Raw genomic sequence first — 25010 nt, 5'->3', positions numbered from 1 at the left:
GGTAGGCGGTTAGCCTTTGAAGAAGATGTCGCCGGATTTGCCCATCACGATTTTGCCGCTGTCGTCGGTAATCAGGATGTAGTTGGCATTGATGTAAGCCCAGTGTGCGCCGTCCTGCGGGGCAGGCAGATGACGCGCCTTCCAATCTACGATGGTGTACTGCTTTTTACGGTACTCATCCGGCACCACGTCGCCCACTTTGTACTCTTTGTAGTCGATGATGATGGGATTGAGATCGTAATTGTTTGCCGCTGAAGGGGCCGTCGCCGAGTTATCGGGGGCCGGACGCACGGGCGCCACATCGCCGCTGGACTCGGCTGGCTCACTGCTGGCCGGCGCATCCGCTGCGGGCGCATCCGGCGCGGCTTGCTGCACCTGCGGCGGCGTGGGAACGGTGTTGGCGGCTTCCCCTTCGGCCATCGCGGCAGAAGTCAGACTTAACGCGCCCAGAAAAATACCTGCTGAAACAAGAGAGATGTGTGTCCTGCGCATGGATGATGTCCACTCCAGTGAATTATTTATTGTCCATCTTACTGACAAGCGCAGCGCGCGGAAGGTTCCCGGCCCGCCTGAAAGCAACGTCGTCGCACAGCATACCGCAGCTTGTTGCCATCGCGGTGCAGCAAAATTGCAAAGATCCGTTAGCGTCATGCGCGCGCCCGCCCCCTATGCTTCGGCACGCCGAGGCGTTGCGTGTTCGACGGCGTGGAAAAAACCGCAAAACCCGATGCATCCCGCTATAATCGCGCCCATTACGTTTACTGAGCCCACACCGCAGGAGATGCCGCATGAATCAAGGCCCGTTAACCGAAAAAGAGCTGAACTGGCTGGACGATATGCTGGAGAAACACGGCAACGATGCCTCCGTGGTCGATACCTCCGAGCTGGACGGCATGCTCACGGCGCTGCTCTCAGGGCCGAACGACATCGAACTCAGCAGCTGGATGGTGGCGATTTGGGGCGGCGAGAAGCAGATCCCTAAGTGGGAGAACGCGCGCGAGCGGGATCGCTTTATGGCGCTGGTGATCCAGCATTTTAACGACATCGCCGAGCGCCTGGCCTCCTACCCCGAGCAGTTCGATCCGCTGTTTGGCTGGCAGGAGATGGAAGGCCAGGAGTTCAGCGTGGTGGAAGACTGGTGCTACGGCTATCTGCGCGGCATGGCGCTGGACGCCGACTGGTCGCTGCTGCCGCCGGAACAGCAGCCCGCGCTGGACGCCATTACCTTACACGGCAGCGAGGCGCACCTCGCCACGCGGGAAGCGTTTTCGCCCGACGCGTTTGAAGCGAGCATCGAGGCGATTCGCCCCGCCGCGCTGGCGCTGCATGACTATTGGCAGGAACAGCGTATGGCGCAGCCCGATCCTGAGCCCTACCGCGCCGGAGACAAAGTGGGCCGTAACGATCCCTGCCCGTGCGGCAGCGGTAAAAAGTTCAAGCAGTGCTGCGGTAAGTAAGATTGCACAGGGCGCCAGGCGGCGCCCTGTTTGGCCGAGTCAGGCGGCGGGTTTGACGTTCGTGACCAGCGTCGGCAGCGGCCATGCGCCGCCGGCGCGGATCGCCCGGCACATGCCGGTGGTGGCATCGCTACTTTGTACAAAGGTTTTGCCGTCCCACACCCACTCGGCGGTGCTCCAGCAGTCGCCGATGCCGCGCCCTTTCTGCGCTTCGGTGATCACCCCTTCGCTGTAGTCGGTGCCCGAGTCGGTGATCAGCGTCGGTTTTTCTTTGAACTGCGGGTCCGTTAACCAGAAGCCATACCCTTCGTTATAGGCCCCGCGCCAGCACAGCGCGGCGATCAGCACGTGGTTGGCATCCACCGGCGTCAGGGTGGGCGGCTCCGCCCCCTCTTCCGGCTGGTCGTCGGACGGCGCTAAGTTGTCGCAGCTGTCATCGTCCGTGAGCGCCGCAATCAGCCTCGGTTTGAGCAGCGTCAGTTCGCTCTCCGTCAGCGGGCGCGCGTCGGCTTTGGCCACGCGCACCTGATGAATCACCGGCATCGCCACTGCGGGCGGTACGCTGCTCTCAGGCTGATTGCCTTTGCGCACCAGCGCACCGGGCGTGTTGATGCGGCCCTGCGCGTCATCCATTTTCAGCAGCGTGGCGAACGCGCCGTTGCTGGAGAGCTCGAAAGGCTCCTCACCGCCGCGAAATTCCACTTTGCCGCTGCCTTTAATGGCGGCAACCAGCGCCAGGGTTTGAGCATCGGTTAGCGTCCACTCGTCGTTGTCCGCTTTCACCGCCTCCCCTTGCGCGTGGTCATCGATCCACAGCGCGAGGTGATCCACCTGCTTGGAGTCATCATCGCCGGTGTCCGCCAGCACCACGCGACCGTGCACCGGCGCGTTTGGGCCGCCCGCGCGCGTGATCAGCACCGAGCCGCCCGCGCCCTCTTCGGCGCTGTAGCCCGCCGCGCGGCAGGTTAAGGTGTTGTCGCAGGCGAGCTCCCAATCTTTGTGGCTAAACGAGACGCCATCCTCAGCCATCGCCGTTGCACTCAAGGTTGCGCACAGCGCCAGCGCGTGCAGCAATCGGGTATTCATGCCCTCTCTCCATCATGATGTAAGGCGGCTAGTGTGCTGACTTTTTGCCCGCGCGAGAAGTGAATTTTTTGTCACTTCGCGGACGGATAAGGCGGGCGCTATTCGTAGAGCCAGCGCCCCGCCTCTGCCGAGGCGATCAGCATCGCCAGCGTGAAATCCGGCACGATCGGCACGTCACGCTTGGCAAAGGGATTGAGGATGTTGAACAGCGACGGTTCGGTGGGATAGTAGGTTTCAATGGCGAATGCGCCGCGATCCACGTCGAACTCGGCGAAAAACTCCTCCATCAGCGCAGCGGCCTCTTCACGTTCGAAGTTGAGATCGCTGTCGATATCAATCTGCGGCGTCAGCGTTTTCTGCTTAAACAAGTAGACGCCGTCATAGCGCCGCACCAGCTCATAGATCCGCTGTTCAAGGGAGTGCGTCATGAAAAGTATCCGTAAAATTGACCGGCGCATAGTTTGCCACGTTACGCCGCCAGGCGGAACTACGGCGGCCTGGCGCGCGGGCATCGTGCTCTGCTTTTGCTGCTGTCATGCCGGTTCGGTTAGCGCGGGCTTTATTTCTCATTTATCGCGGAAATACGCGCTACAAAAAAATGGAGGCAGTCACAATAAAGGATTTGTGGTTTAATTGAAGATTAGGATTTTTCCGCTTTTCATATTCTGGCAAATTTGGCTTAGGGATGCTTTATGAAAGAGAAAATAGACCGCGCGATAAAAAAAGGGGAGCTGTTCTTTTTAGGCACCAAATTGCCAGAGGATTTTTACTGCGGCTTTTTAGAGTGGCAGGCATTAGCCGAGGCGAATCAAGATCCTAAAGCCTATTACAATATGGGTTATTGCTATCGCTATGGCGAAGGCATCGATAAAGATATGAGCGCCTCGGTTAAATGTTACCGCTCCGCATTAGATGGCGGCATCGAACGGGCCGCTGAGAAATTGTATGAGTGCTTTGGCACCGATCCGTTAAGTAAAGAGATAAAGCTATTTGATGCCGAGTCCTCATTAGAGGAAGCGGAGCAGTATCACAAATCCGCCGTGAACTTCCTGAAGCTGCTTAACGTGCTGGTGGAGAAAGGCTACAGCGACTTTCGCAGCAAGATCAAGGCGGCGCAGACGGTAGTGGATGTTATCGAGCTGCACATCGGCTTTCTGACCGATAAAGCGGATTTTGAAGACTGTGCTGAGCGTCTGCGTAAGAAAGGCCACGAGTGGGCGGTAGACCTCATGCACTTTATGGATTGCCACCTGCTCTATGTGTATAAATACACCGAAGAGCGAGAGCAGCATCGGGTGGTGCGCGACGGTAATTCTTCGTATGTGCCGGGCAAGAAATTCCACACGCTGGCCATCGATAAATATCTGGTGAATAGCAGCAAAAAAACCTGTAAGCGTTATTATCCGAAGCCCACCGAGATCCCGGCGAACAACAGTCTGCTTATTCACGAAGATAAAAACCCGTGGAAGGCCGCCATCAATTATGATTTCAGTCAAAATATCCAGGCCGACGACGTCGCGTTTATTGAATTAAGCGATATCAATGAGGAGTTGGGCATCGCCACGCCGATTAACCTCATCAAACCCAAATTACCCATTAAATATGAGATCAAAGAGAAAGCGCTGGGCATGCGACCGGGCAATATCGCTATGTTGATCGGTGCCGTCACGTTGGCGGGCCTGTGTTTTTATTTTGCGGTGCGTTGATATTATCAGGGCCGTTTAGGGCGGCCTTTGTTGTGCATTCTTTATTGACACAAAACGAGTGAGGTATACAACAGTCTTCTGCTTAAATGAAGCATACGTTTTGGTGCCGATTACATGTTAACCAGTGAATTCATTGCACGCCCTTGTAAATCCCTAATCCGATGAAACGATGAATAATATCATCCCAGCTGAAGTAGGATTTAACCCAGCCGATAACGTTTTAGTGTGAATGTGGTGAAGTCTACAAAAAGGATTTGAGATGCTGAATGCCATTCTACAAGGGAAGTCAGGCCGCGTTGTAAAAGATGGGATTTCGCAAAGCTGGCGCTCCGTTTTCAAGCACTATGAAGATATGCTCACCGCCGCCTTCTGGACGCGTATCAACTATTTATCTTCGGACGCGATGGATCGCTTTTTGGACTCACTGCTAGGGATCAACCGAGATGATTGGGGTGAATTTGAGTGCATGTTGTTTTGGCCCAAATACGACTTTCCACAAATCATACCGAACAATATCAAGTTGGCGCTTGACGGCGAAGCGCGTTATGCAGAGCCCGATGTGGTGATGAACTTTGAGCATGCGGCGCTCATCGTGGAAGTGAAACATCCCGGCGGTGGCTGGCAGACCCAGGATCAGTGGCACCGAGAACTCTATACCTATGCAAAGGATGATGGTGCGAAATCCCAGGTACATTTTATGGCGCTTGGAAATGTTCCCCAAGCCGCTGGTCAATGGTTCAGTGAATTAGCACAAGAGTTTTCCAGCGTTTATTTTTATAGCAAAGAGTGGGACGACGTTCGTCAGCAGCTGCAGCATGCGGAATGGGATACGCCGCAAGATAAGCGCATCGTTGCCGATTGTTTGAACGCGTTATCTCTTTATGGGATTCGCGAGCCGCTGCTTCCCTGGAAAGATTTTTACCCGTTTATCGCCCAGCATCCTTTATCCACCGATTTCTCTTTTGTTAAGGCACAATCATGACCCACGATCCTTTTGCGCAAGTTCGTCAGGCGCACCGCATCTGCGCAGCCTTTTATCAACAGATACTGCCGATGATTAATAGGGCCGCCCAGAACGTGGGTACCAACTTCCTTGTCTGGGACGCGTGGAGCTTTTGTAAGCCACCGGGCCGTAGGGTAAATCCTTTGGAGACGTGGGCATGGGATTATCTGCCGATGATGGATGTATCTTTTGTCTTCGCAACGCCGCAACAACCCGGCTCCGCGCTTACTACCGCCGATTTCGTCCTGGATTTTAAGTTAGTGACAGACAGCGAACTTGAAGCTGACCAGCGCGTGGCACACTACGGTAAAGAGCAAGAACCGTTGGCAACGCAGTTAAAAACCGCTGTCGAGTCATCACAAACTTACCTCAACATTTATCTCTTTGCGCCGGTCAGTAAGGATACCTATTCAGCAGCAGAACAGATGTGGAAGTGCTATGACGGCTACCCCGTTACTGACGGGATAGTCCATTTATCTAAAGATAAAACGATAAAGAGCATTGGGTTTTCCATGCCCATCGTGGACATCGCGCATGATGATGGGGTGAAGGTACTGGTTGAGAAGATTGAAGGGCTGAAAGGTATTTTGGTAGATGTGGATGCTAATAGTGAAAAACCGACGGTGCTCGCGGCTGAGTAATTAAAAGAGCCGTTAGATAGTCATTCAAAGCAGTTAATACAGACATACTCCCCGTTGATTAACACACCACGATGTTAGTCATGTCTTCATAAGCCACGTGAGAACACCTTCATAGTGACTGGCGAATGAGCGGCTTCCGCTTCTTCGCCCAGATGCGCCGAATCTGACATGGTCGATGGATTTTGTCATGGATGCACTTGCCAGCGGCCGCCGGATTAAGTGCCTGACTTGTTTGGATGATTTCACGAAGGCGTGTCTGACGATCACCGTTGCTTTCGGTATTTCAGGCGTTCAGGTCACGCGTATTCTGGAAAGCATCGCGCTCTTTCGGGGCTATCCGGCGACAATAAGAACCGATCAGGGTCCGGAATTCACCTGCCGCGCGCTCGATCAATGGGCCTTTGAGCATGGTATGGAGTTGCGACTTATCCAGCCAGTTAAGCCAATGCAGAATGGATTTGTTGAGAGTTTCAACGGTCGCTTTTAGGATGAATGCCTGAATGAACACGGCTTCAGCGATATTCATCATGCACGGAAAATCATTTATGACTGGCAGCAGGACTATAACGAGTCCAGACCTCATTCATCGCTGAATTTCTAGACGCTGGCTGAATATGCAGCAACCTGGAGAGATGAAAAATTAGAACGTAAACAAGCCGACATTACTAACTGAGCGTTGTATCTAATACTGGGGCAGGTCAATCGGTATTGATGATAGTATGGAATTGGTAGTTTCTTAACGAGTTAACGGCACCAAAATCTTCGAAAAGGTGTTATTGAAACTTGAGGAAAATCGCTTTAGCCTAAAAAGCGGGAGTATCAGTCGTTGGAACAGTTTGTGAAATGGCACCGTTGATAGGTTTTTAGGTCATAATAGTTAGTATTCAAAATTTTCACTCATGTTCGCATTCACACAAACATAAAAGGACGTGTTACATATGGCGAAAATGATTCCTTCTTTTGGGCCACAGGAAACACAAAGTTACGGAGAGCGGACGGTATATAGTTTACTGGCCGAAGGTTTATCTGATGAATTCACTATCATCCATAGCCTTCCCTGGCTAAGTGCTGCAGTCAGTGAGTTAGGTACGTTCACCCCTCCAACAGGAGAAATCGATTTTCTTATACTTCATAAAGAACTGGGCGTGTTAGCACTTGAAGTAAAAAGCGGAGCCTATAGTGTAAATGGTCATATCTTTGTATATTTGAAATCTAAGAAACCTGTAGATGTCATTCGCCAAACGAGAAATAACGTTCATGGACTGGCACGCTGGTTAGGTGGGGCAACAAAATTACGTTTAAGAATAGGTTATGGATTTATTTTCCCTGATAGCCTTTTTCATAATGAATTTATAAACACAGCAATGATGGACACATCTGTGGATCCGTGGCGTCGTATATTCATTGATAAAAAAGATATACCTTCTATTTCTGAACATATTATTGACATTATGCACTATTGGAAAGAATCGCTTAACAATGGTGAACTTGGAGAGCACAAATTAGATATTATAAAAAAAACGATATGCGCAGATTATGATGGAACACCAAGTTGGGGATCTAGAGTTATATTTGATAACAAATTGTGGTTAAGGCTCACGAGAGAGCAAACTAGCGTTATAGACCTGCTATCAAATAATCGCCGCTTTGTAGTGACAGGATGGCCGGGAACGGGGAAAACATTAATTGGCATCGAATATTCACGGCGACTTGGTTCGGTCGGACTGAAAACATTGATCATAACTTTCAATAGCCGACTATCAGAATATATCTCTCAACAGATAGATAAATCCTCATGTGATGTTTTTACTTGGCATAAATTATGTCATAAAGCTAGAAGTAAATTACGTTTAAATCCGAATGTACCTGATAACTGGTTCAATACTGGATGTTGTGAAGATCTTGTTGAAGCTCTTAAACAAGAAATGTTAGGTCAATACGATGCTTTAATTATTGATGAAGCCCAAGCTTTACAACCTCAGTGGTTAATCATTCTAAGCCAATGGTTTAACGAAAAAATAATTTTGACGTTTTGTGATGAATCGCAAATTTTCACTTATGAAAAAGGCACCAGTCATCATGAATTATGCCAAATAATTAATGCCCCAACCCCATTTAATTTAACAATTGTAATTAGAACGCCCAAGGCTGTGACAGATTATCTCATTGCCGTACGACCTTCAACATACCAGCTAATTTCTCCGCGAGCGGAAGAAGCTGATACACTAAGAGAACTTATCGTTAGCGATCCGATTGAAATATTAACTGGTGAAATAACCAAACTAAAAAGTAAAAACATAAGTTCAAGCGACATTTGTATACTGCTACCTTCTGATAAATTTAAATATGATTTAGAAGACGATCTTGATAAATTTGGCGTGCAGTTTGAAACTGTTTCCAGATTTAGAGGGTTAGAATCTCCAATTATTATAGCGCTATATGCATCCAATATGGATGATTCACAACTTTTCTGTGCTTACTCTCGCGCTACGACTGCATTTATCGCGATTTACGATTCAGAAGAACTGGCTTGGAATAATGATAATAAATTTACCCGCTTATTAATTAATGTAGAGAATAATAAAAAAACCATACATTTAGCGAAAGAAAAATCCATGACACAATCGTTAATGGCAAAACATTTTAATTCGGGGGTTATCTTAGATCTAAAAACAGTACATCTAACGTGGTCTAAAAAATTCTCAGCATGGTTAATGGAATTTAAAAACAAAAACCCTCCAGAAATAACATGGCTGGACTATTTATGCTCAAGTTATTCATGGCCAGCTTTATATTGGAGTGAATCATCACGCAGAGAGTTATCATTAATAAAGAAAACCAAAAAAGACAATGATAATTTCGGTGCTGGAATGATACTCAGAGTCGGACAATGTATGAGTTGCAAAGACATTTCACCTATTTATAAGAATCAAATATGCATATGCTGCAACCCTATATATCCCACTACCAACCAGACTCCTTTGCAAGATGAAATTGAAAAAATAAAACTATATGATGAAATTATTCATTCACATCAAAAAAACAAAGAAAAAATAAAAATATTACCCGTTGCTTTAGCTGCTGCTGGCGCGAGACAGTATGGTTTCATGCATGCAAAAAGAAATAGTATAATATCTGATGAACTTCCTAATGGAAGGCTATTGTACCGTTCAGCACTAGCATTTGTTCATTCTCGAATTGCATTTTTGAAGCCAGGAAGTATCATTGAACTTGATAAATTGACTGATGAACTTAGAGAGCGTTATATCCACATTAATGAAATAGACAGAAAAGTTTGGCGACATGCATTGGCTTGTGCATTTTCAACCTGTATCGGCAAAAATTACATTACAAAGGAAGATAAAGGCAAATATTCTATAATTGATAAATGAAAATATTCATATGATTATAAAAATGAAAATAAATAATTAATGAAAACTTATCTGACAACCGCCATTTTATTTATAGAAATGGCTACCACATAAAGGAGATACTTATTCTGATATATTCAAAATAATTCATATATTTTTGAGGTGATTTTATCAAGTGAATCGCCACAGGTTAACGGACACCTTTATTTAATTCATCTTAAATGACTCTGAGGTGTCTTTTAAATCCATGTAGATTCATTGATATAGATTGGATCAGGTTGATTTGCACCGAGTGGAGAGCGAGGAGAACCCTGCAGATACTAAACGCCAGACACAAAAAAAGCCGCTCTTGAGCGACTTATTTGCATCACGTGGTGCGAAGGCCGGAATCGAAAAGAAAAGCAAACACTTGAAATTAAAGAATTAAAAAAAACAATAAACCAGAAGATGCCCCCTTTTGTGCCCCCATGTTACTTTGCACACATCTGTTAAAAACCTCACACAATTGGATAAATTTCAATCTATTCTGAACCGGTTAGGCTCCGAATAGCGTATCCTGACTGGGTGTTTGCGTTCACTTTACTATCCATTTGCATTTCTCTTAATCATATCTAACTAAAAGTGCAGACAAAACCCTATTAAGTTGACAACCAGCTTTAAGCAGAAATCGGAAGTACGAGATTATTCAAACCACAGAGGACGCATTACAAAAATCGCAGTATTTTAATTATCGGGAGGCAGGTCATAATGGTGAAAGATAATGACCATTCTAAAAATAGCATCATGTCAAGTTTATTGAAAGCCAACAGTTGTTCATGCCTTGGACTTTATTATATTTTTCATAAATTTCTTAAGTGTATTTCTGTGGTATCTATGATCTTTCAATTTCAACAAAAACCGCGAATCATCATATTCCTTGTTGATAATTGACCTTTCAATTAATCTCTCTCCCCAGTAATCTATTCTCCAGTCTTTATTCCAATGCGTAGAACCACCTGAATAGAATCTAACGTGAGAACCCATTATTTTAGAACTCACCTCTTCAATTTTTTTTATGTTGAATTCTATTGCATCATCAACCTTACCTAGCCTATAGGCATATTTTGCATCTCGTATATGTAACATTGTGGAAATTTCATCTGAGTTCAACGGCAAAGCCTGCATTGCCCCTTCAAATCCAAATAAAAATCGATCATCTAGAGCATTTATGCAAAAAATGCAGTTCCGAAGAGAAATATAGAGCACATCACAGAGCCAGTAATATCCATGCAGGCTATTTGGAAACCAAATTATTTCATTTATAAATTTAATGGTGTCTATAAGTGTCATTTCTATAAGGTTTTTAGAGGGCCTATACCCACTAAAAACGCCTATAAGCTCTGAATCGCCCTCTAGATACTTGGAATCAACATCCAAATGAGTTAAGAAAAGCGATCCTTTATCTTTCATTCTTTTAATGCAACTCAAGGAATAGAATGATGTTTCACCATAATTTTTATTTATACTGTCATAAGGTGGTTTCTCACCATGCCATATGCATAAAACATCTCTATCACTATTATTGTTAGCATCACCTCGCGCTACTGATCCACATTCCAAAATTACATATGTCATTATTTAACAATCCGTTTGACAATAATTGCCGTAACCACTGCACACCACGCCATAGACAACAACAAAAAAAGTATTGTTATCAACATTGGAATAAATTCCAGCTCTGGAGATAAATCCCCATAGCCAACAGTTGTAAATGAAACAGCAGAGAAATACAAAGCATTAAAAAAATCATGATTCCCGAACTTCAAATGCCCTTTGATAAGAAAAGCGAAGGTTGATATAATAACAATGGTGACTGACAATGTATTTTTAATACCGTAACCATACCCTAACAAATAGTCATATAAAAAGCTTAATATAAACTTACCCAACTGAGGTTTTTGCCCTCGTAAATATTCATACCTCTTGTAAAATTGAAATCTCTTATCAGCAGTCATTGCAAACTTTTCTTGATGCATATCTTTTGAGTTTCTATACAACGTCTGGAAAAACCAGACATTTACATTCGGCCAATACCAGTACCACAATGAAGAAAACTTAAACGACGCTGGATCGATGTAGGTTCTGGTTATTTTTGCTTTATTAAAGCTACATTCTATAAATGTACACTTGTGGAACTCACAATCACTAATCTGCGCACCATTGAAAATGCAATCAACAAATGAACATTTATTAAAAGTGTATTTCTGAATAGTGGCTTTAGAAAAAATACACTTTGTAAATTCGATCCCTTCTATTTTTAATTTATCAAGATAACCTGTGTTTTCAGGGAAGTAAATGCGAGAGAGTGACACGCTACCACTCATTTTTTTTGTTAATTGCACTACATTCGTGATCTGCTCTTTTATAGTGGGAAGTGGAAGGTTATCACGCTTCTTCCAGTTCCAAGCCCGCGTCAAATTTTCTTTAATTTTTTTTAATATCATTTTTGTTTTGTTTTTCATTTTTATTTAGCTGACCCCGATCAATTTATTTTGATGAGCAAGATACAAATACCATAAGTCACGCTGGGATACATATAGTATCATAAACAGCTATGACCTATCTCTCGGCTCATTAACAGAGACTGTTATATCAAAGTCCGCTCCTGGTAAATAGCAGACGCTAAGACGAAACCCTTTCACCTTCAACCCTATACGGCCAGATTTTGTCATCGGTGATCAAGTAAAATGCAAATGGGTCGGCAAGACAGGTGTAATTAAGCATCTAACCAATGAAGCATTGGCGTAAAAAAAGATTTTATGGAAGATCCTTCACACTGTTCACCCTTCATTTTTATGCATATTTAACAGTTTGTTAGGTGGTGATGAATGGGTGACTGATGACGAATATCCTTCACCACTGGTGAAGCATGGGCGTAAAAAAACCGGCTTTCGCCGGTTCGGATGGTCAGGCTACTGCAGGGTCATCGCACTTTGGCAGCCAGTCGGTGCTGCTTTCTTCCGTCAAGTCAAGGTTGGTCTGCATCCCCAGTTTTGTCCGGCGTTTCATGTAGTGTTGTCCGTATTCCCGCATGATGCTCTCCAGCGACAGGCCAAACATCTTCATGCTGAGCGGATTCTTGTAGCCGTTGGCCTCCATATAGGCCAGATAGGCATGGTAAAGGTAACGCCTGGGCTGAAGCGGCCTGATGCTGGCGTTCCCCATGTAAAGCGCGTTTGGCTCCGGCGTGGTGAACAGGTAGCCGCAGAAGTCCACCATCGGGTCCGCATCACGCTTGATGCGCATCGCCTCGTCAGAGTTCTGCTGCGACTGAAGCAGCGATCGGGCCTGCTGCGGCTGGCTGAACTGCTGCATCAGCTGGCGCACGATAACGGCCAGCTCACCGCCGATTTTTTCCTTCAGCTGCGGGTTGCGCTCGTCTGCAGGGATGATCTCCGGGAAATGCAGTATCACCCGGCGGCGTGATACGCCCCCGCTGCGGTCGGTGAAGCGCATCGGATTATTGTTCACCGCCAGAATCACCGCCGGAATGTGCGTTGAATAGGCGTCGCGGTACTTCGGGTCCACGGATACCGCATCGCCGCCGGTAATCGCCTTGATGCCCGCGCCGTCGCCGCTCCATTTTTCCTGGTCGGGCAGGATAATCAGCGAATACCCAATCACCGCCGCGCGTTCGCGCGATGACTCCAGCGTTTCGATGGTTGCTGAAGTGGTGTTGTCCGTTCCGGCCAGCATGGTGGCGATTTCCGCCATGATGCTCTTGCCGCTGCCGCCGGGGCCGGTGACCTCCAGAAACAGCTGCCAGTCATAGCGGTTCGCCAGCACCATAAACAGCGCGGCCAGAATGATGTCACGTTTGGCCGGGTCACGTCCGGCGGCGCGGTCGAGCCACTGCCAGAAGTGCGGCGCATGGTCTGCCAGCGTTTCACCCTGAACGGGCTTTGTGTAGTCCACCTCGCTGACCGTGCGCAGCCAGAAGTCTTTACTGTGCGGGCTGAAGCCGCCGGTGCGGGTGTCCAGCACGCCGTTACGGAAGCCAATCAGGCGGCGCGCCGGGTCGGCCTGCTGCGGCAGCATCAGCTTCAGCGTCTCCACCACGCCCGAAATCTTGCCCGCCGAAAACGGCGCGCGCAGGCGCTGGAACAGCTTCGCCACGTCCCGCTCGAACTGCTTCCCGGAAATCACCTTCCACGCGCCGGAGCGGTAGCGGGACAGAATTTCTCCGCTGGCGTCCACGGCCAGCGCGCTGCGGTAGTGCTCCGCAACCCGCTCCGCCTTTTCACTGGCGCTCATGGCTGAAAACTCCGCCTCGCTCATCACGTCGAACGGACTGGCGACGGGCGGCGTGGCGGCTTCGGCCAGCGCCCGCCGGGTGGTTTCCTCACCGTGCTGCATAAAGGCGTCATTCCAGTCACCGAATACCGGCGGCAGGGCCACGGCGGCGCGGCTGGCTTCGGCTGCCTGCTTTGCTTTCTTCTGGCCGTCGCCGTTCAGGTCGCGGTCGGCGGCAATCAGCAGCGGCAGCGTGGCGTGCTTTTCACGGGCAAGGCCAGCCAGAGAAAGGAGGTTAACGGACGACAGGGCTATCCACACCTCGTCACCGGTCAGATTATGCACGGTCAGGCCGGTGGCGTAGCCCTCCGTCAGCCAGATGCGCGCTGCCGGTTTACCGGTGCTGAGAACGTGGCATGCGCCTTTTACCTGTCCGCCCTTCAGCGTGCGCTTTTCGCCCGCGGCGTTAATCAGCTGCACGTTCACCAGCTGGCCGCCCGTATCGTGCAGGGGAACGAGCAAATCACCGGCACGATAGACAGTGAGCGCGACTTTCAGCGGCTTTGCCAGCGTCAGGCAGGACTGCTCCGGCCAGCCTTTGCGGGACAGGTAGGCGTTGCCGGTTGTCTGCTGCGCGGTGCTGACCAGCTGCTGTGCCTGCTTCACGGCGGCGGCACGGGCTGCTTCGTCATCTTCGCCTGCGCTGGCGGCAGGCGTGTTGTCCACCTGTGGCAGGCTGCCGGTCAGGCCGCTTACCCGCGCAGCGGCTTCGGTCAGGCTCAGTGAGAGGGCCTTTTTCACCAGGTCCATGCCGTCACCGGCACCGCACTGATTACAAATCCACGTGCCGCGTCCCTCCTGGTCGTCAAAGCGGAAGCGGTCGGTTCCGCCGCACACAGGGCAGGAGGTATGGCGGTTCTTTACCACCTTCACGCCCAGCGCGGGCAGGATGCGGGGCCACTGGCCTCGCGCGGCCTTTGCCGCGTCTGATACGGTCATTTTCATTGTTCTTTTCTCCCTCAGTGCAGCACCGGCGCGTCTTTCAGACGCCCGCAGAGTTCATCCATCACCACCTGTCCCAGAAAGCTCAGGCACGGGGCCGACTTGAGCGGCCCGGCGGCAAGCAGGTCGTCGAGCAGCGCGCAGGCAATTTCCTGACCGCGCTGGCGTCCGTGCTGGCGCAGATAGAAGCCTTCCAGCTCGGTTTCAATGGCGTGTTCAAGGCGCGCCAGCGTCAGGCCGGGATAGCGATTCTGTTCGCGGCAGACGGTCAGCCAGGCGCAGGCCACCGCGCGGCGTGAAAGCGCGGAATGCAGTTCGGGGGAAAGGGTACGTGTGCTCATGGCTCAACCTCCCCATTCATCCAGCCGTCCTGACAGCGGTTTACCACTCCGTCCAGCTGCTCGGTGATGAGGAAAATCAGCGAGTTCAGCTGCGCCTGCTGTGTGGCCGGTGGCTGTTCGTGGCACTCCTGAAGCAGGGTCATGTCGCTGATAAAGCGCCCGGCGTTGCGCAGGTGTTCAAGGCGTAACAGGTCTGCGTGGGAAATGGTGGCGTGAGTCATGCGCACACCTCTCGTACCGGCAGGCGGGCGGCAAGTGACAGCACGTAATCGCGGGCCAGCGGCAGGCGGGCGGCGCGTTCGTCAGCGGCAACGGTGCGGAGCATGTGGATACGCTGCTGGCGTTCAGTACGGCGCACGGCGGCAAAGACGAAAACAAACTGAGGGCATGGGGAATTAAGGACGGTAACCATGATGGCAGTCTCCCTGAAGTAGCGGTTATCGCCACCACCGGAGTTCCTACGCTCACTGGTGGTGACCCGAACGGGGGTAGGAATACCGGCCTTCAAGGAAACCGGCCAGCCCGAAGGCTGCCCCGCCCGGGCCACCATTACACAGACGGCACAACGGATACAGAACCGTTGCCCGAGTAACGGGTGCACAGAGGCAAAGACACAAAAAAAGACGCATGGCGCGTCTGGTGTCGCCTTGAAGTAACTCGGGTTCCTACGCCCGGCTGCCGATTTTGCGACAGCAGAAAGACTGTACCAGGGAATGCCCCCGGCGCGCAAGCCGGGGGACACAGGAAAATGCAGCATGGCGTAAAATCTCAAGAGTTGGTGGAGATCATGCTGCACGTTCCTGACCGCGTGCTGCGATGCGTGCATTCATCCAGGCGCTGACCTCGCTGGCAAGCCACGCGACGTTCTTGCCGCCAAGCGATACCTGCGCCGGAAAAGCACTGCGGCTGATGAGGTCATAGATGGTTGAGCGGGACAGGCCGCAGACGTGGATCACTTCCGGCAGGCGCATAAAGCGCTCCTGAACCGGGAATGATACCGGCATGGCTGGTGCCGCCGGGGCGGATGAATGAGCGTTTAAAGTCGTGTGCATGAGCTACCTCTTATGTGTCCGTGAAGCGCCGCACAGGTGTGTACGGCATCGGGTAGCTCTTTATTTTGCGAATATTTTTGTCGGTGACAACAATAGAAATCTGCCTGACCGGTCGCACTAAAACCACATAAAGCATGGGTGTACGAGAATAGTGCTAAATAGTACTAAAGAGGGATAGTAAGGTTTTATCCAATAACTTTAAGTTTGCTTCAGTCGAATTTTAAAAACTACTCATTCTAAAGGGCGAATAAGGCCGGAATCCCGGCAATGAACAATGGTGAACAGAGGGTGAAGGATTACTTTTTCATTCTTCACCTCTTAATTTACTGTATTTACTATTTTTTTCTCTCTGGTGAAGAATAGTGAAGGATTTATATAAAACTGAAAGCTGATAACAGGCTTCAGTGAGACCTTTTCCTGGCTCGCCAGAAGTAATGCTTTTGTCTGGTCCGTCATACAACGCCCTCCGGTAGAAGCCCCTGTGCCAGACCCGGCACAATTGACTTACTGAAACCAGCCGACAGGAAACGAGATGGCCCTGAAATGTCCCGAATGTGGTCAGGTAGCCCACACCCGCACCAGCTCTTATGAAGCGCCCTCCGTAAAGCGTACCTGGTACCAGTGCCAGAACCTCGACTGCTCCTGCACCTTCACCGCGCTGGAAAGCGTCGAGAAAATCATCATGAAGCCGCAGAAGCCTGCGGAGTCAGAACCCGCAGCTGAACCACTGAGCACGGCGCGTCAGCCGCAGACGCTGGGCCGTTATGGCGACGCCTGCACCCGCCGCGACCGCCACGCACAGCCCTGACAGAGAGAAAAAAGCATGACACAGCAGAACATGACAGAAGAAGAGATGAAGACAATCGCTGAATTCGTTGGCTCGCTCGTGGCAAAAAGCCAGAAACCGCTGCAGGATGCGGGGTGGCTTCTGAAGCTGCCCGAGGCCGACGTTATCAGCCATACAACCAGGCTCGTGAAGGACCTTCCCGCAGGCTGGCAACCCCGCGTACAGGACCTCCAGTGCAAAATGCTGGCCTGGCTAGAGGCAAAACAGGCAGAAGCCGCCGCTGAGGACAGCATCAGCGCACTGCGCCAGCGTAAGGCCGAAACGGAGCAGACCAGCCAGGACAACCGGGCGCGCTTTCGTGAATTGCTTGAGCAGAACGGCGGCACCGTCACGCCGGAGATGAAGGCGCTGCGCGCAGAATATCTGGAGCAGCAGGAAACGGCATCTGACCTTGCCGGACTGATTGCAGAAAGGGAAAAACAGCTGCCCACGCTGGCCGACGCCACCGGACGCAAGGCAAATGCCTATGTGTTCTGCCATGAGGGAATCATGGAAGAGCGTATCGACACGCTTATTGATGAATTTTTTATCGTCCATGGTGTTGAACTTGGCAGTCTGCTCAGGATGAAGTACAGCCAGTTTGAGCGGAATGGCTCAGTCTATGCGCCGGGCGTTATCGAAGGTGCAAACGACGCGGACACGCTGTATCGAAAATTTGCAGTGAACCTTATTGAAGAGTGGACGCATAAAAAACTGCCGCTGATGTTCCGGGATAACGTCATCAGCCTGGCTGGCGCTTACCCATTCAGAGGGGCAAGAACCGACCGGCGCAAGCGCAAAATTTTCTGAGTCTCTGTTTAAAATCCCACAGATGCCCGGCAATGTGCCGGGCTTTTTTATGCCTGCTCACACCAGCGTGAGCGTGCATGTCTATGCTGCATGAAAACGCATGAGTCTCAGGCACCCAAAAGCGGTAGCAAAGGCCAGCAGCGGCGCGGCCCGAAGCCGATCATGCAGGTGCATGAAAACCGTTGCATAAAGCGGGCAGGCGTGGCGGGGCTACGAGCGCGCGCTGACTATCATAAGCGTGTAATGAATATCTCTATTGTTTAGAACTCTTAATGTAGTAAATTTATGTTCTTCAGTTCAATAAATCTTCAAAGGACAATGACTATGGCTACAACTCCAGATGGGCATATCTCATTTTTAAAGCCAGGTAGTAATGAATGGAAAGCATTAAATAACGTCTCATATATTTATTGGCGCGATGGTAAAGCTGATAGCGTGCTAAAAGAAGCTGGTGCCCCACTCCTTCCGCCGGAACCTTTATCAGACGCTGAAAAAAAAGAGTTGAAAGATAATCAGGTATATTTTCATGAACTATTACTAAAATCATTGCAGTTTCCGAATCTCTCCTTCTTTGCAGGTAGTGGCACTTCTCTTGGCGATGTTGGAGGCCCGAGCATGTGGGATCTATGGAGATGTGCAATGTGGGAAGATCCAACATTGATGGATGAAGGAAGGATTAAACCTGAAGCGCAAAAAGTTTGTGAAAAAGTAAAATACTTAGAAAGAACCAACCCCAATATTGAGCACTTCCTTTCAAATTGCGAAGCATATTTAGCGTTTCATGAAGAAGAAGATGTTAAGTTATTTTTAAATGAAGTAAAAGCAATTATTTTAGATAAATGCAGCTCATTTCTTAAAAGTGATAATAGTGACTTATCTGCCTATGTCAATCTACTGCAAAAGATGGGAAGAAGAAGAGTTAGAGATCCAAGGTTGAAGGTATTCACAACGAATTATGATTTAACGTTTGAGACCGCCGCCTCAGAGTTAGGTATGATGGTTGTTGACGGCCTTTCATATACAGGAACTAGACGGTTTGATGGTAAGTACTTCAATTACGATGTTGTGAATAGAGACGAGAACGAACATGAGTTTATAGAAGGGGTTTTCCACTTATTCAAGCTTCATGGTTCAGTCAGCTGGATGAGAAAAGACGGGCAAATATACGAAAATGAAAGCCCATCAGCAACAGATGCTTGTCTAATATACCCAGCAAAAGGTAAGTACCAACAATCCTTCATCCAGCCACATTTAGAATTGCTATCAAGACTTCTAGACTTTTTACGCAAGCAAAATAGTTGCCTAGTTATTTCAGGGTTTGGATTTAATGACGATCATTTAGCTGAACCTATTTACTCCGCAATAAAGTCTAATCCCAGCATGAGACTAATTATTGTAGATTTTAAATGCGAAGATCATTTAAAAGACAACAAAACTAGTAACTCCAGCAAATACTGGAGATTACTTAAAGAACTTTCTTTAGCAGGCTATGATATACATTTCTTAAATGCGTCCTTCAAAGATTTTATAAATTTAATCCCTAACCTTAGGGCTTTAACACCTGCTGAGCAATTAGCTAAGGCTATTAAAAGTGTGGGAGGTAATTCTTTAAAATGATTAACTCTATTTTGAAAACTGGAATTTTAAGAAACACTTTAAAGGTTGGCATGATCTCATCAGTTTTTGCTCAGACGGTTAGAGCTAACTTGATCTATGCTGGTGAGGTTAGTGGTTCATATTTAGAGGGCAATCGTTATGGAAAAGGCGAAGTTGGCGAAATACTATTAATTGAAGGACAACAATCTATTGTTTTAGGGCGCTTAATTGAAGTTAAGTTACCCGAAAGAGAACGTGGAGAAGTATCAAGAGAATCGCAGGGAAGCAGGAAGATTGATGCAATAGGGACTATACAACTTTTAGGTACAATTGATTCATCAAATTTGCGTATTGATTCTGGTATAAAATCTTACCCTCGATTGGGCGATAGGGTTTATTCCGCCCCATTAGATTTTATCTCAATGATTCCAGAACTAATTAATAAAAGTCTGGATGAAAATACCGAGAACAGGATAGGGATAGTATTAGGTAATATATCAGGTGGTTCTACCAGCATTGTTACTGTAGAACCAGATAAATTGTTTGGCAGGCATTGTGCGATACTAGGTGCAACTGGCGGCGGTAAGAGTTGGACAACAGCTAAAATTCTAGAAGAATGTTCAAATTATAAAAACTCTAAGACTATAATTATCGATGCAACAAGCGAATACAGATCATTCAACTCAGAACATTGCTCCCACTACCATCTAGGCTCCCCAATTAACAAGTCCAATGGTTCTCAAGAGTTTAGAATCCCTCCAACTGACTTTATGGAATCTGATTTTATTGCTATGTTCGATCCTTCTGGTAAAGTTCAGGGGCCTAAATTAAAAGAAGCCATTAAAAGCTTAAGATTAGTAGCTATCGATTCAACCATAGCTACAAATGGTGTTTTAAGAAAAATCAAACAGCCTAAAACTGATTATAGACGCGCTATGAACACAGGAGGCAACTCAAAACTAGTTGACAACCCATCACAACCTTTCGATGTAACTAAACTAATACCACAAATTGTACAAGAATGCTGTTTTGATAATGGTGACGATTCATGGGGTAATGCAGCCACTCAGGATCTTAGCTATTGCTCTTCTCTATTAACGAGAATCCAAGCAGTAACATATGCCAGTTCTCTGAAGCCAGTCTTCCATGGGGATGATAATCTATTGAAGCTAGGCGATATATTAGAGTCGTTCTTAAACTCAGAGAAAAGAGTTCTTCGTTTATGCCTTGGAGATGTCAGCTATGAATTTTTCGCAAGGGAAATATTAGCAAATGTTATTGGAAGAAAATTATTAACATTAGCAAGGCTCGAGAAGTTTAGGGAAAAGCCCTTATTAGTTATCGTCGATGAAGCACATAACTTCTTGGGAAAAAGAGTAGGCTCTGAAGACCATTCAGTAAAGCTTGATGCATTTGAAATGATTGCTAAAGAAGGAAGAAAGTATGGCCTAAATATTTGCTTAACAACCCAGAGGCCAAGAGATATAACTGAAGGAGTTCTTAGCCAAATAGGAACCTTATTAGTCCATAGATTGACTAATGATAGAGACCGTGATGTGGTAGAGAGGGCATGTGGCGAAATAGACAAGTCAGCAGCATCATTTCTCCCAAGTTTAAAACAAGGTGAAGTAGCGCTTGTCGGCGTAGATTTCCCTATTCCTATGACAATACAAATATCTCAACCCATATATCCACCAGAATCAGACTCTCCTGGATATCGCACAGTCTGGAAAAAGTAGAAAGCGGGGTCATTTAGACCCTGCTAATATTTTTTTAACCTAGCAAAATCATATGGTGCTAAATATTCATTGGAATTTGCAATTAAATAATCTGCCCACCACTGAACCATTAATCGACGCTCATCTAGGTGTTCGGATGTATGGATATAAGCTGCACGAACATTATTGCGTTCTGTATGGCTAAGCTGCCGTTCAATAGCATCATCACTCCATAATCCTGACTCCCCTAGAGCTCCCCGAGCCATTGTCCTAAAACCATGCCCGCAAACTTCGGTCTTCGTGTCATACCCCATAGCACGAAGGGCATTGTTAACTGTATTTTCGCTCATGACTTTTTTAGGATCGTGATCGCCGGGAAATAGCCTCTCATTGTCTCCACTTAACTGCTTCAGCTTCTCCAGGAGTGCTAAAACCTGGCGGCTTAGCGGTACAAGATGCTCCTCTTTCATCTTCATGCCACGATGAGAGTAACGAACCCCTTCTATCTCTTTGCGTTGTGCAGGGATCCGCCATAAGGCTCTTTCAAAATCGAACTCATCCCACCGGGCAAAGCGCAACTCACTGGAACGGACAAAAGTCAGTAGTGAAAGCTCTACAGCAATACGCGTCATAATTCGTCCACGATATGCGGCAAGACGTGTAAGAAACTCAGGAAAACGGCTGAAAGGTAATGCGGGGTAATGGCGAGCCTTTACCGTTGAAAGTGCCCCGGCCATATCAACAGCGGGATTAGATTCAATGTAATCGTTCTGCACGGCATAGCGCATTATTGCCGTAACGCGCTGCTGAAGGCGCTGAGCGACGTCATGCCTGCCACTGGCATCAACGGCCTTAATGGGGGCTAACAGCTGGCTGGTTTTCAGCTTACGAATATCTGCCAATCCAATATTAGGAAAGATATACAGCTCAAGGTAGCGCAGGATCCGTGAGCGATGATCATTACTCCATCGCTTGTTACTGGCATGCCATTCGCGGGCGATCCTTTCAAAAGTGTAGGCTCCCGCATTTTCAGCCTGGGCTTCTTTGTGTTCAGCTTTGGGGTCAATCCCCTGCCCTAACATCTTTTTGGCTTCGTCCCGCTTAGCACGTGCCTCAGCAAGCGTTACTGTCGGCCAGACGCCAAACGCAAGCCGGTCTTCTTTTCTATCGGCTGGCCGCCTGTACTTCATACGCCAGTACTTTGATCCTTTGGTCGTGACCTCAAGATACAAACCGCCACCATCAGCCATTTTATAGGTTTTTTCTTTAGGCTTTGCAGTGTCGACTTGGCGGGCATTCAGTTTCATTTTGGGGGCACATTTCTTATCGAAGTGGGAATGCCCCCAATTATGCCCCCAGCATGGTCTGGATTGCAACGGATGCGCCCGGACTATACAGGATGATAAAATCAGACTGAATGTTGATTTTAAAGGTTTTTTTGGACTTCCCCGGACGGGGATGGACAGGATACTGGTGCCGAAGGCCGGACTCGAACCGGCACGTATTTCTACGGTTGATTTTGAATCAACTGCGTCTACCGATTTCGCCACTTCGGCACTGAAGAGGATGCGGAAAACGTTGGCGATTATACCGTTACACACCGCCTGCGCAACTGGAATCAGCGGGGATGCGTGCTAAGCGTTGAAAAAAACAGCACTACTCTAACAACACGCGACGCTTCCCTCAAAAAACAGCGATTGAATCCATGCGCATCAGTGCCAGAATCCCCCCACAAAAATCCCAGCCCACTGACAAAATGCATACGCTTAAGCATAGCGGAGCGCAAATCAGCGCCGCCTCAATTTCACGAGCCTCTTAAGCGTTCAGGACGGCACTTGCTGCAGCCATACCCCTCCCAACGCCCCCGCCCCAAGACATCCCCCCAGAACACTCCCAAACTTTACCTTCCCGCCCTCGCCTTCGGAACTTTCTGTCTTATGGCCTCTCTTAACCAGCACAACGCGCATCAGACGCAGAATGACAACGAGGTCGAAATGAACAAAATAACGCAACGGGCTATGTGCGCCGGTGCCGTGGCAGTGATGCTGGCGGCGGGCAGTGCGTCGGCGGCGAGCTGGCAGGATCAGTTGAGCAGCGCGGCATCCCAGCTGTCGCAGCAGCAAAACAGCGGCAGTAATACGTCCACCAGCACGCAGCAGAACGGCGGCATGTCGATTGCATCGCTGGCGGGGCTGCTCAACGGCGGCGACAAAGCGGTGAGCGCCAACAGCATGACCAATGCGGCGGGCGTGATGGAGTACTGCGTGCAGCACAACGTGGTAGACAATAACGTCAAGTCGGTGAAAGAACAGGTGCTGAACAAACTGGGCCTGAGCAGCCCGACGGCGCAGACGCAAAAAACCGATTATCAGCAGGGGCTAATGGGCCTGCTGAACACTGGCAATGGCCAGCAGCTTAATCTGCAAAGCCTGAGCAACTCGCCGATGGGCGAGAAGCTGAAAACCAAAGCCTGCGACGTGGTGCTCAAGCAGGGCAAGAAATACGTCGGCATGTAAGGTTCAATCGGCGCGCGCTGTCCCGCGCGCCGTTTTCTGCACGCACACAGGCCCACTCTGATCCCTGCTCCCCGCCGCTCTCCTCCGCCACAATAAACCGTGCCCCTACGGATCGTGCTGATTTTTGCGCGTTTTTTACGCCAGCGCCGCAGGCTGCGGGCATAGTCATGTTCATCTGCGCTGCCTAACGCTATAGTGAGATTTTGCACTACACAGGACTGCGCGCATGAAAGGCACCCGCATTGCGATTTACTTCGATCCCGACCTGATCCGCCTTTGCGTCCATCAGGAGGATGACAGCTATCTCAGCCAGACCTTCAACTACGATGACAGCGTCATTGAGGAAGTTTATCAATGGCTTGAGCAATTTACGCCGAATCGCACGCACATCTGCCTGATCGAACACGACACCGCGGATCTCCTCGCCGATGAGCTGGTTGATAACGGCTACCACGTGCATCAGGTAAATCAGCACGCCCTGCTAAGCTGGTTCGCCAGCGAGCCGCCGTCAAAGCCGGATGGCTCACCGGTGCGCGCGCTGCTGCGCTATATGGAGACCGAAAGCCCGCCTGAATACCAGTCGCGCACGCCGCAGATTGAAGCGCTGATGGAGCTGCTGGACGAGCTGGACGATCTTGAAGGCGCCGAAGAGATCGATGACGAAGATAACCTGCCGGACGACGTGCTGCGCCTGATGAAAAAGAAAAAAATCAGCGCCAAAGCGGCGGCGGAAACGCTGCTGCCCGACGTCAACGAGCGCATCCGCGAGCACCTGATCAGCTATCCCGAGCTGATGACGCCAGAGCTGCTGGAAGACTTCTTCCCCGAGCTACTGGAAGCGCTGGATACGCCCAAGCATTAATCTCAAGGCCGCCTGCGCGGCCTTCTTTTTTGGGGACGCACGATGCTGGAACTGCTTAAAGCCGTGGGGCTGGGATTGGTGGTGATCCTGCCGCTGGCGAACCCGTTGACCACCGTGGCGCTGTTTTTAGGCCTGGCGGGCGACATGAATTTTCAGGAGCGCAACCGCCAGGCCCTGCAGGCGTCGCTGTATGTGTTTTTGATCATGATGGTGGCGTGGTACGCCGGCAACGCGGTGCTGCATACTTTTGGCATCTCGATTCCCGGCCTGCGCATGGCGGGTGGGTTGATCGTGGCGTTTATCGGCTTCCGCATGCTGTTTCCGGCCAAACCGGTGGGCCATTCGGTGGAAGCGGAACACAAGCAGGATGAGCTGGCCGCCAGCGATACGCCGCGAGAAAGCGTCAATATTGCCTTTGTGCCGCTGGCGATGCCGAGCACCGCCGGTCCGGGGACGATCGCGATGATCATCAGTTCTGCCTCTACCGTTAAAGCGGGCGTGGATTTTCCGGCATGGGTGGTGGCGATCGCACCGGTGCTCACCTTCTTCGTGGTGGCGCTGATCCTGTGGATCGCCCTGCGCAGTTCGGGCGCGATCATGAAATTGGTCGGCAAAAGCGGCATTGAGGCCATCTCAAGGCTAATGGGCTTTTTGCTGGTGTGCATGGGCGTGCAGTTTGTGATCAACGGCGTGCTGGAAGTGATCCGCACCTTCCATTAAACAGGGTGACCGACGGGTCACCCTGCCCTGT

23 protein-coding genes, 1 tRNA gene and 1 pseudogene are annotated in these 25010 nt (G+C 49.2%); 13 read left to right on the top strand and 12 right to left on the bottom strand.

All coding sequences use genetic code 11. The annotated features are described in order from the left end of the window. Positions 1 to 9 precede the first annotated feature (9 nt). The gene (locus LU196_RS10405; RefSeq protein ID WP_232759215.1) at positions 10 to 492 is read right to left on the bottom strand and encodes an RcnB family protein; all 483 of its coding nucleotides are present in this window, start codon (positions 490 to 492) and stop codon (positions 10 to 12) included. Between the two features lie 296 nt (positions 493 to 788). Between LU196_RS10405 and LU196_RS10400 the strand changes: the two genes are divergently transcribed. Then, entirely contained in the window at positions 789 to 1457 is a 669-nt protein-coding gene (locus tag LU196_RS10400; RefSeq protein ID WP_232759214.1) for a YecA family protein, read from the top strand. A gap of 39 nt (positions 1458 to 1496) precedes the next feature. Here the strand turns inward: LU196_RS10400 and LU196_RS10395 are convergent, their stop codons facing one another. Beyond that, positions 1497 to 2543 carry a DUF1176 domain-containing protein gene (locus LU196_RS10395; protein WP_232759213.1) on the bottom strand — a complete coding sequence of 349 codons (1047 nt, stop codon included), beginning with the start codon at positions 2541 to 2543 and terminating at the stop codon, positions 1497 to 1499. 98 nt (positions 2544 to 2641) lie between these two features. Continuing rightward, a complete protein-coding gene (locus LU196_RS10390) occupies positions 2642 to 2971 on the bottom strand; it encodes a DUF1493 family protein (RefSeq protein WP_232759212.1) in 330 nt (109 codons plus the stop codon). A 264-nt stretch (positions 2972 to 3235) separates the two neighbouring features. Here LU196_RS10390 and LU196_RS10385 point away from each other — a divergent pair, with 264 nt between their 5' ends. The 5 genes and pseudogenes from LU196_RS10385 to LU196_RS10365 all read left to right on the top strand — a co-directional run bounded on the left by LU196_RS10385 (position 3236) and on the right by LU196_RS10365 (position 9285). Continuing rightward, entirely contained in the window at positions 3236 to 4249 is a 1014-nt protein-coding gene (locus LU196_RS10385; protein WP_232759211.1) for an SEL1-like repeat protein, read from the top strand. Positions 4250 to 4508: 259 nt separating this feature from the next. Next, complete coding sequence (locus LU196_RS10380) at positions 4509 to 5231, top strand: hypothetical protein (protein ID WP_232759210.1); 723 nt, start codon at positions 4509 to 4511, stop codon at positions 5229 to 5231. Beyond that, on the top strand, positions 5228 to 5893 hold the full coding sequence (locus LU196_RS10375) for a hypothetical protein (RefSeq protein WP_232759209.1): 666 nt from the start codon (positions 5228 to 5230) through the stop codon (positions 5891 to 5893). The genes LU196_RS10380 and LU196_RS10375 overlap by 4 nt, the downstream gene beginning before the upstream one ends. Before the next feature lie 118 nt (positions 5894 to 6011). After that, positions 6012 to 6566 (top strand): annotated as a pseudogene (locus LU196_RS10370) (integrase core domain-containing protein); the annotation flags it as partial. A 265-nt stretch (positions 6567 to 6831) separates the two neighbouring features. Beyond that, positions 6832 to 9285, top strand: a complete 2454-nt coding sequence (locus tag LU196_RS10365) for a nuclease-related domain-containing DEAD/DEAH box helicase (RefSeq protein WP_232759208.1) — start codon at positions 6832 to 6834, stop codon at positions 9283 to 9285. A gap of 792 nt (positions 9286 to 10077) precedes the next feature. Here the strand turns inward: LU196_RS10365 and LU196_RS10360 are convergent. The 7 genes from LU196_RS10360 to LU196_RS10330 all read right to left on the bottom strand — a co-directional run bounded on the left by LU196_RS10360 (position 10078) and on the right by LU196_RS10330 (position 15931). Next, the gene (locus LU196_RS10360; protein ID WP_232759207.1) at positions 10078 to 10878 is read right to left on the bottom strand and encodes a hypothetical protein; all 801 of its coding nucleotides are present in this window, start codon (positions 10876 to 10878) and stop codon (positions 10078 to 10080) included. Beyond that, positions 10878 to 11765 (bottom strand): ion channel, encoded by an 888-nt coding sequence (locus tag LU196_RS10355; protein ID WP_232759206.1) that lies wholly within the window; start codon positions 11763 to 11765, stop codon positions 10878 to 10880. Before LU196_RS10355 ends, LU196_RS10360 begins: the two co-directional genes overlap by 1 nt. A gap of 445 nt (positions 11766 to 12210) precedes the next feature. Beyond that, entirely contained in the window at positions 12211 to 14541 is a 2331-nt protein-coding gene (locus LU196_RS10350) for a phage/plasmid primase, P4 family (RefSeq protein WP_232759205.1), read from the bottom strand. Between the two features lie 14 nt (positions 14542 to 14555). Continuing rightward, entirely contained in the window at positions 14556 to 14879 is a 324-nt protein-coding gene (locus LU196_RS10345) for a DUF5375 domain-containing protein (protein WP_232759204.1), read from the bottom strand. Then, a complete protein-coding gene (locus LU196_RS10340) occupies positions 14876 to 15100 on the bottom strand; it encodes a hypothetical protein (RefSeq protein ID WP_010257714.1) in 225 nt (74 codons plus the stop codon). Before LU196_RS10340 ends, LU196_RS10345 begins: the two co-directional genes overlap by 4 nt. Next, positions 15097 to 15636: a host cell division inhibitor Icd-like protein gene (locus LU196_RS10335; protein WP_232759203.1), complete on the bottom strand. Its 540-nt coding sequence runs from the start codon at positions 15634 to 15636 to the stop codon at positions 15097 to 15099. The genes LU196_RS10340 and LU196_RS10335 overlap by 4 nt, the downstream gene beginning before the upstream one ends. Positions 15637 to 15664: 28 nt before the next feature. Then, on the bottom strand, positions 15665 to 15931 hold the full coding sequence (locus LU196_RS10330) for an AlpA family transcriptional regulator (protein ID WP_090958525.1): 267 nt from the start codon (positions 15929 to 15931) through the stop codon (positions 15665 to 15667). 532 nt (positions 15932 to 16463) lie between these two features. Here LU196_RS10330 and LU196_RS10325 point away from each other — a divergent pair. From LU196_RS10325 to LU196_RS10310, 4 genes are all read left to right on the top strand, one after another. Beyond that, complete coding sequence (locus LU196_RS10325) at positions 16464 to 16739, top strand: ogr/Delta-like zinc finger family protein (protein ID WP_232759202.1); 276 nt, start codon at positions 16464 to 16466, stop codon at positions 16737 to 16739. 15 nt (positions 16740 to 16754) lie between these two features. Continuing rightward, positions 16755 to 17567: a hypothetical protein gene (locus LU196_RS10320; protein ID WP_232759201.1), complete on the top strand. Its 813-nt coding sequence runs from the start codon at positions 16755 to 16757 to the stop codon at positions 17565 to 17567. Positions 17568 to 17891: 324 nt separating this feature from the next. Further along, on the top strand, positions 17892 to 19184 hold the full coding sequence (locus LU196_RS10315) for an SIR2 family protein (RefSeq protein WP_163763136.1): 1293 nt from the start codon (positions 17892 to 17894) through the stop codon (positions 19182 to 19184). Continuing rightward, positions 19181 to 20902, top strand: coding sequence for an ATP-binding protein (locus tag LU196_RS10310; protein WP_163763137.1), 1722 nt, complete (start codon positions 19181 to 19183; stop codon positions 20900 to 20902). Before LU196_RS10315 ends, LU196_RS10310 begins: the two co-directional genes overlap by 4 nt. A 23-nt stretch (positions 20903 to 20925) precedes the next feature. On the opposite strand, the gene LU196_RS10305 is transcribed toward LU196_RS10310, so the two are convergent. Next, entirely contained in the window at positions 20926 to 22188 is a 1263-nt protein-coding gene (locus tag LU196_RS10305; RefSeq protein ID WP_163763138.1) for an integrase arm-type DNA-binding domain-containing protein, read from the bottom strand. A 164-nt stretch (positions 22189 to 22352) separates the two neighbouring features. Then, a tRNA-Leu gene (locus tag LU196_RS10300) sits at positions 22353 to 22437 on the bottom strand. A gap of 438 nt (positions 22438 to 22875) precedes the next feature. On the opposite strand from LU196_RS10300, the gene LU196_RS10295 reads away from it, so the two are divergent. The 3 genes from LU196_RS10295 (at position 22876) to LU196_RS10285 (ending at position 24979) form a co-directional block, all read left to right on the top strand. Beyond that, positions 22876 to 23397: a DUF2501 domain-containing protein gene (locus tag LU196_RS10295; RefSeq protein ID WP_232759200.1), complete on the top strand. Its 522-nt coding sequence runs from the start codon at positions 22876 to 22878 to the stop codon at positions 23395 to 23397. Between the two features lie 226 nt (positions 23398 to 23623). Further along, positions 23624 to 24259, top strand: a complete 636-nt coding sequence (locus LU196_RS10290; protein ID WP_232759199.1) for a hypothetical protein — start codon at positions 23624 to 23626, stop codon at positions 24257 to 24259. Between the two features lie 42 nt (positions 24260 to 24301). After that, positions 24302 to 24979 (top strand): MarC family NAAT transporter, encoded by a 678-nt coding sequence (locus LU196_RS10285; protein ID WP_232759198.1) that lies wholly within the window; start codon positions 24302 to 24304, stop codon positions 24977 to 24979. Positions 24980 to 25010: the final 31 nt, after the last annotated feature.

Source organism: Pantoea sp. Mb-10 (assembly GCF_021272205.1).
GTDB lineage: Bacteria > Pseudomonadota > Gammaproteobacteria > Enterobacterales > Enterobacteriaceae > Pantoea.
This window is presented reverse-complemented; position numbering and strand designations above follow the sequence as displayed.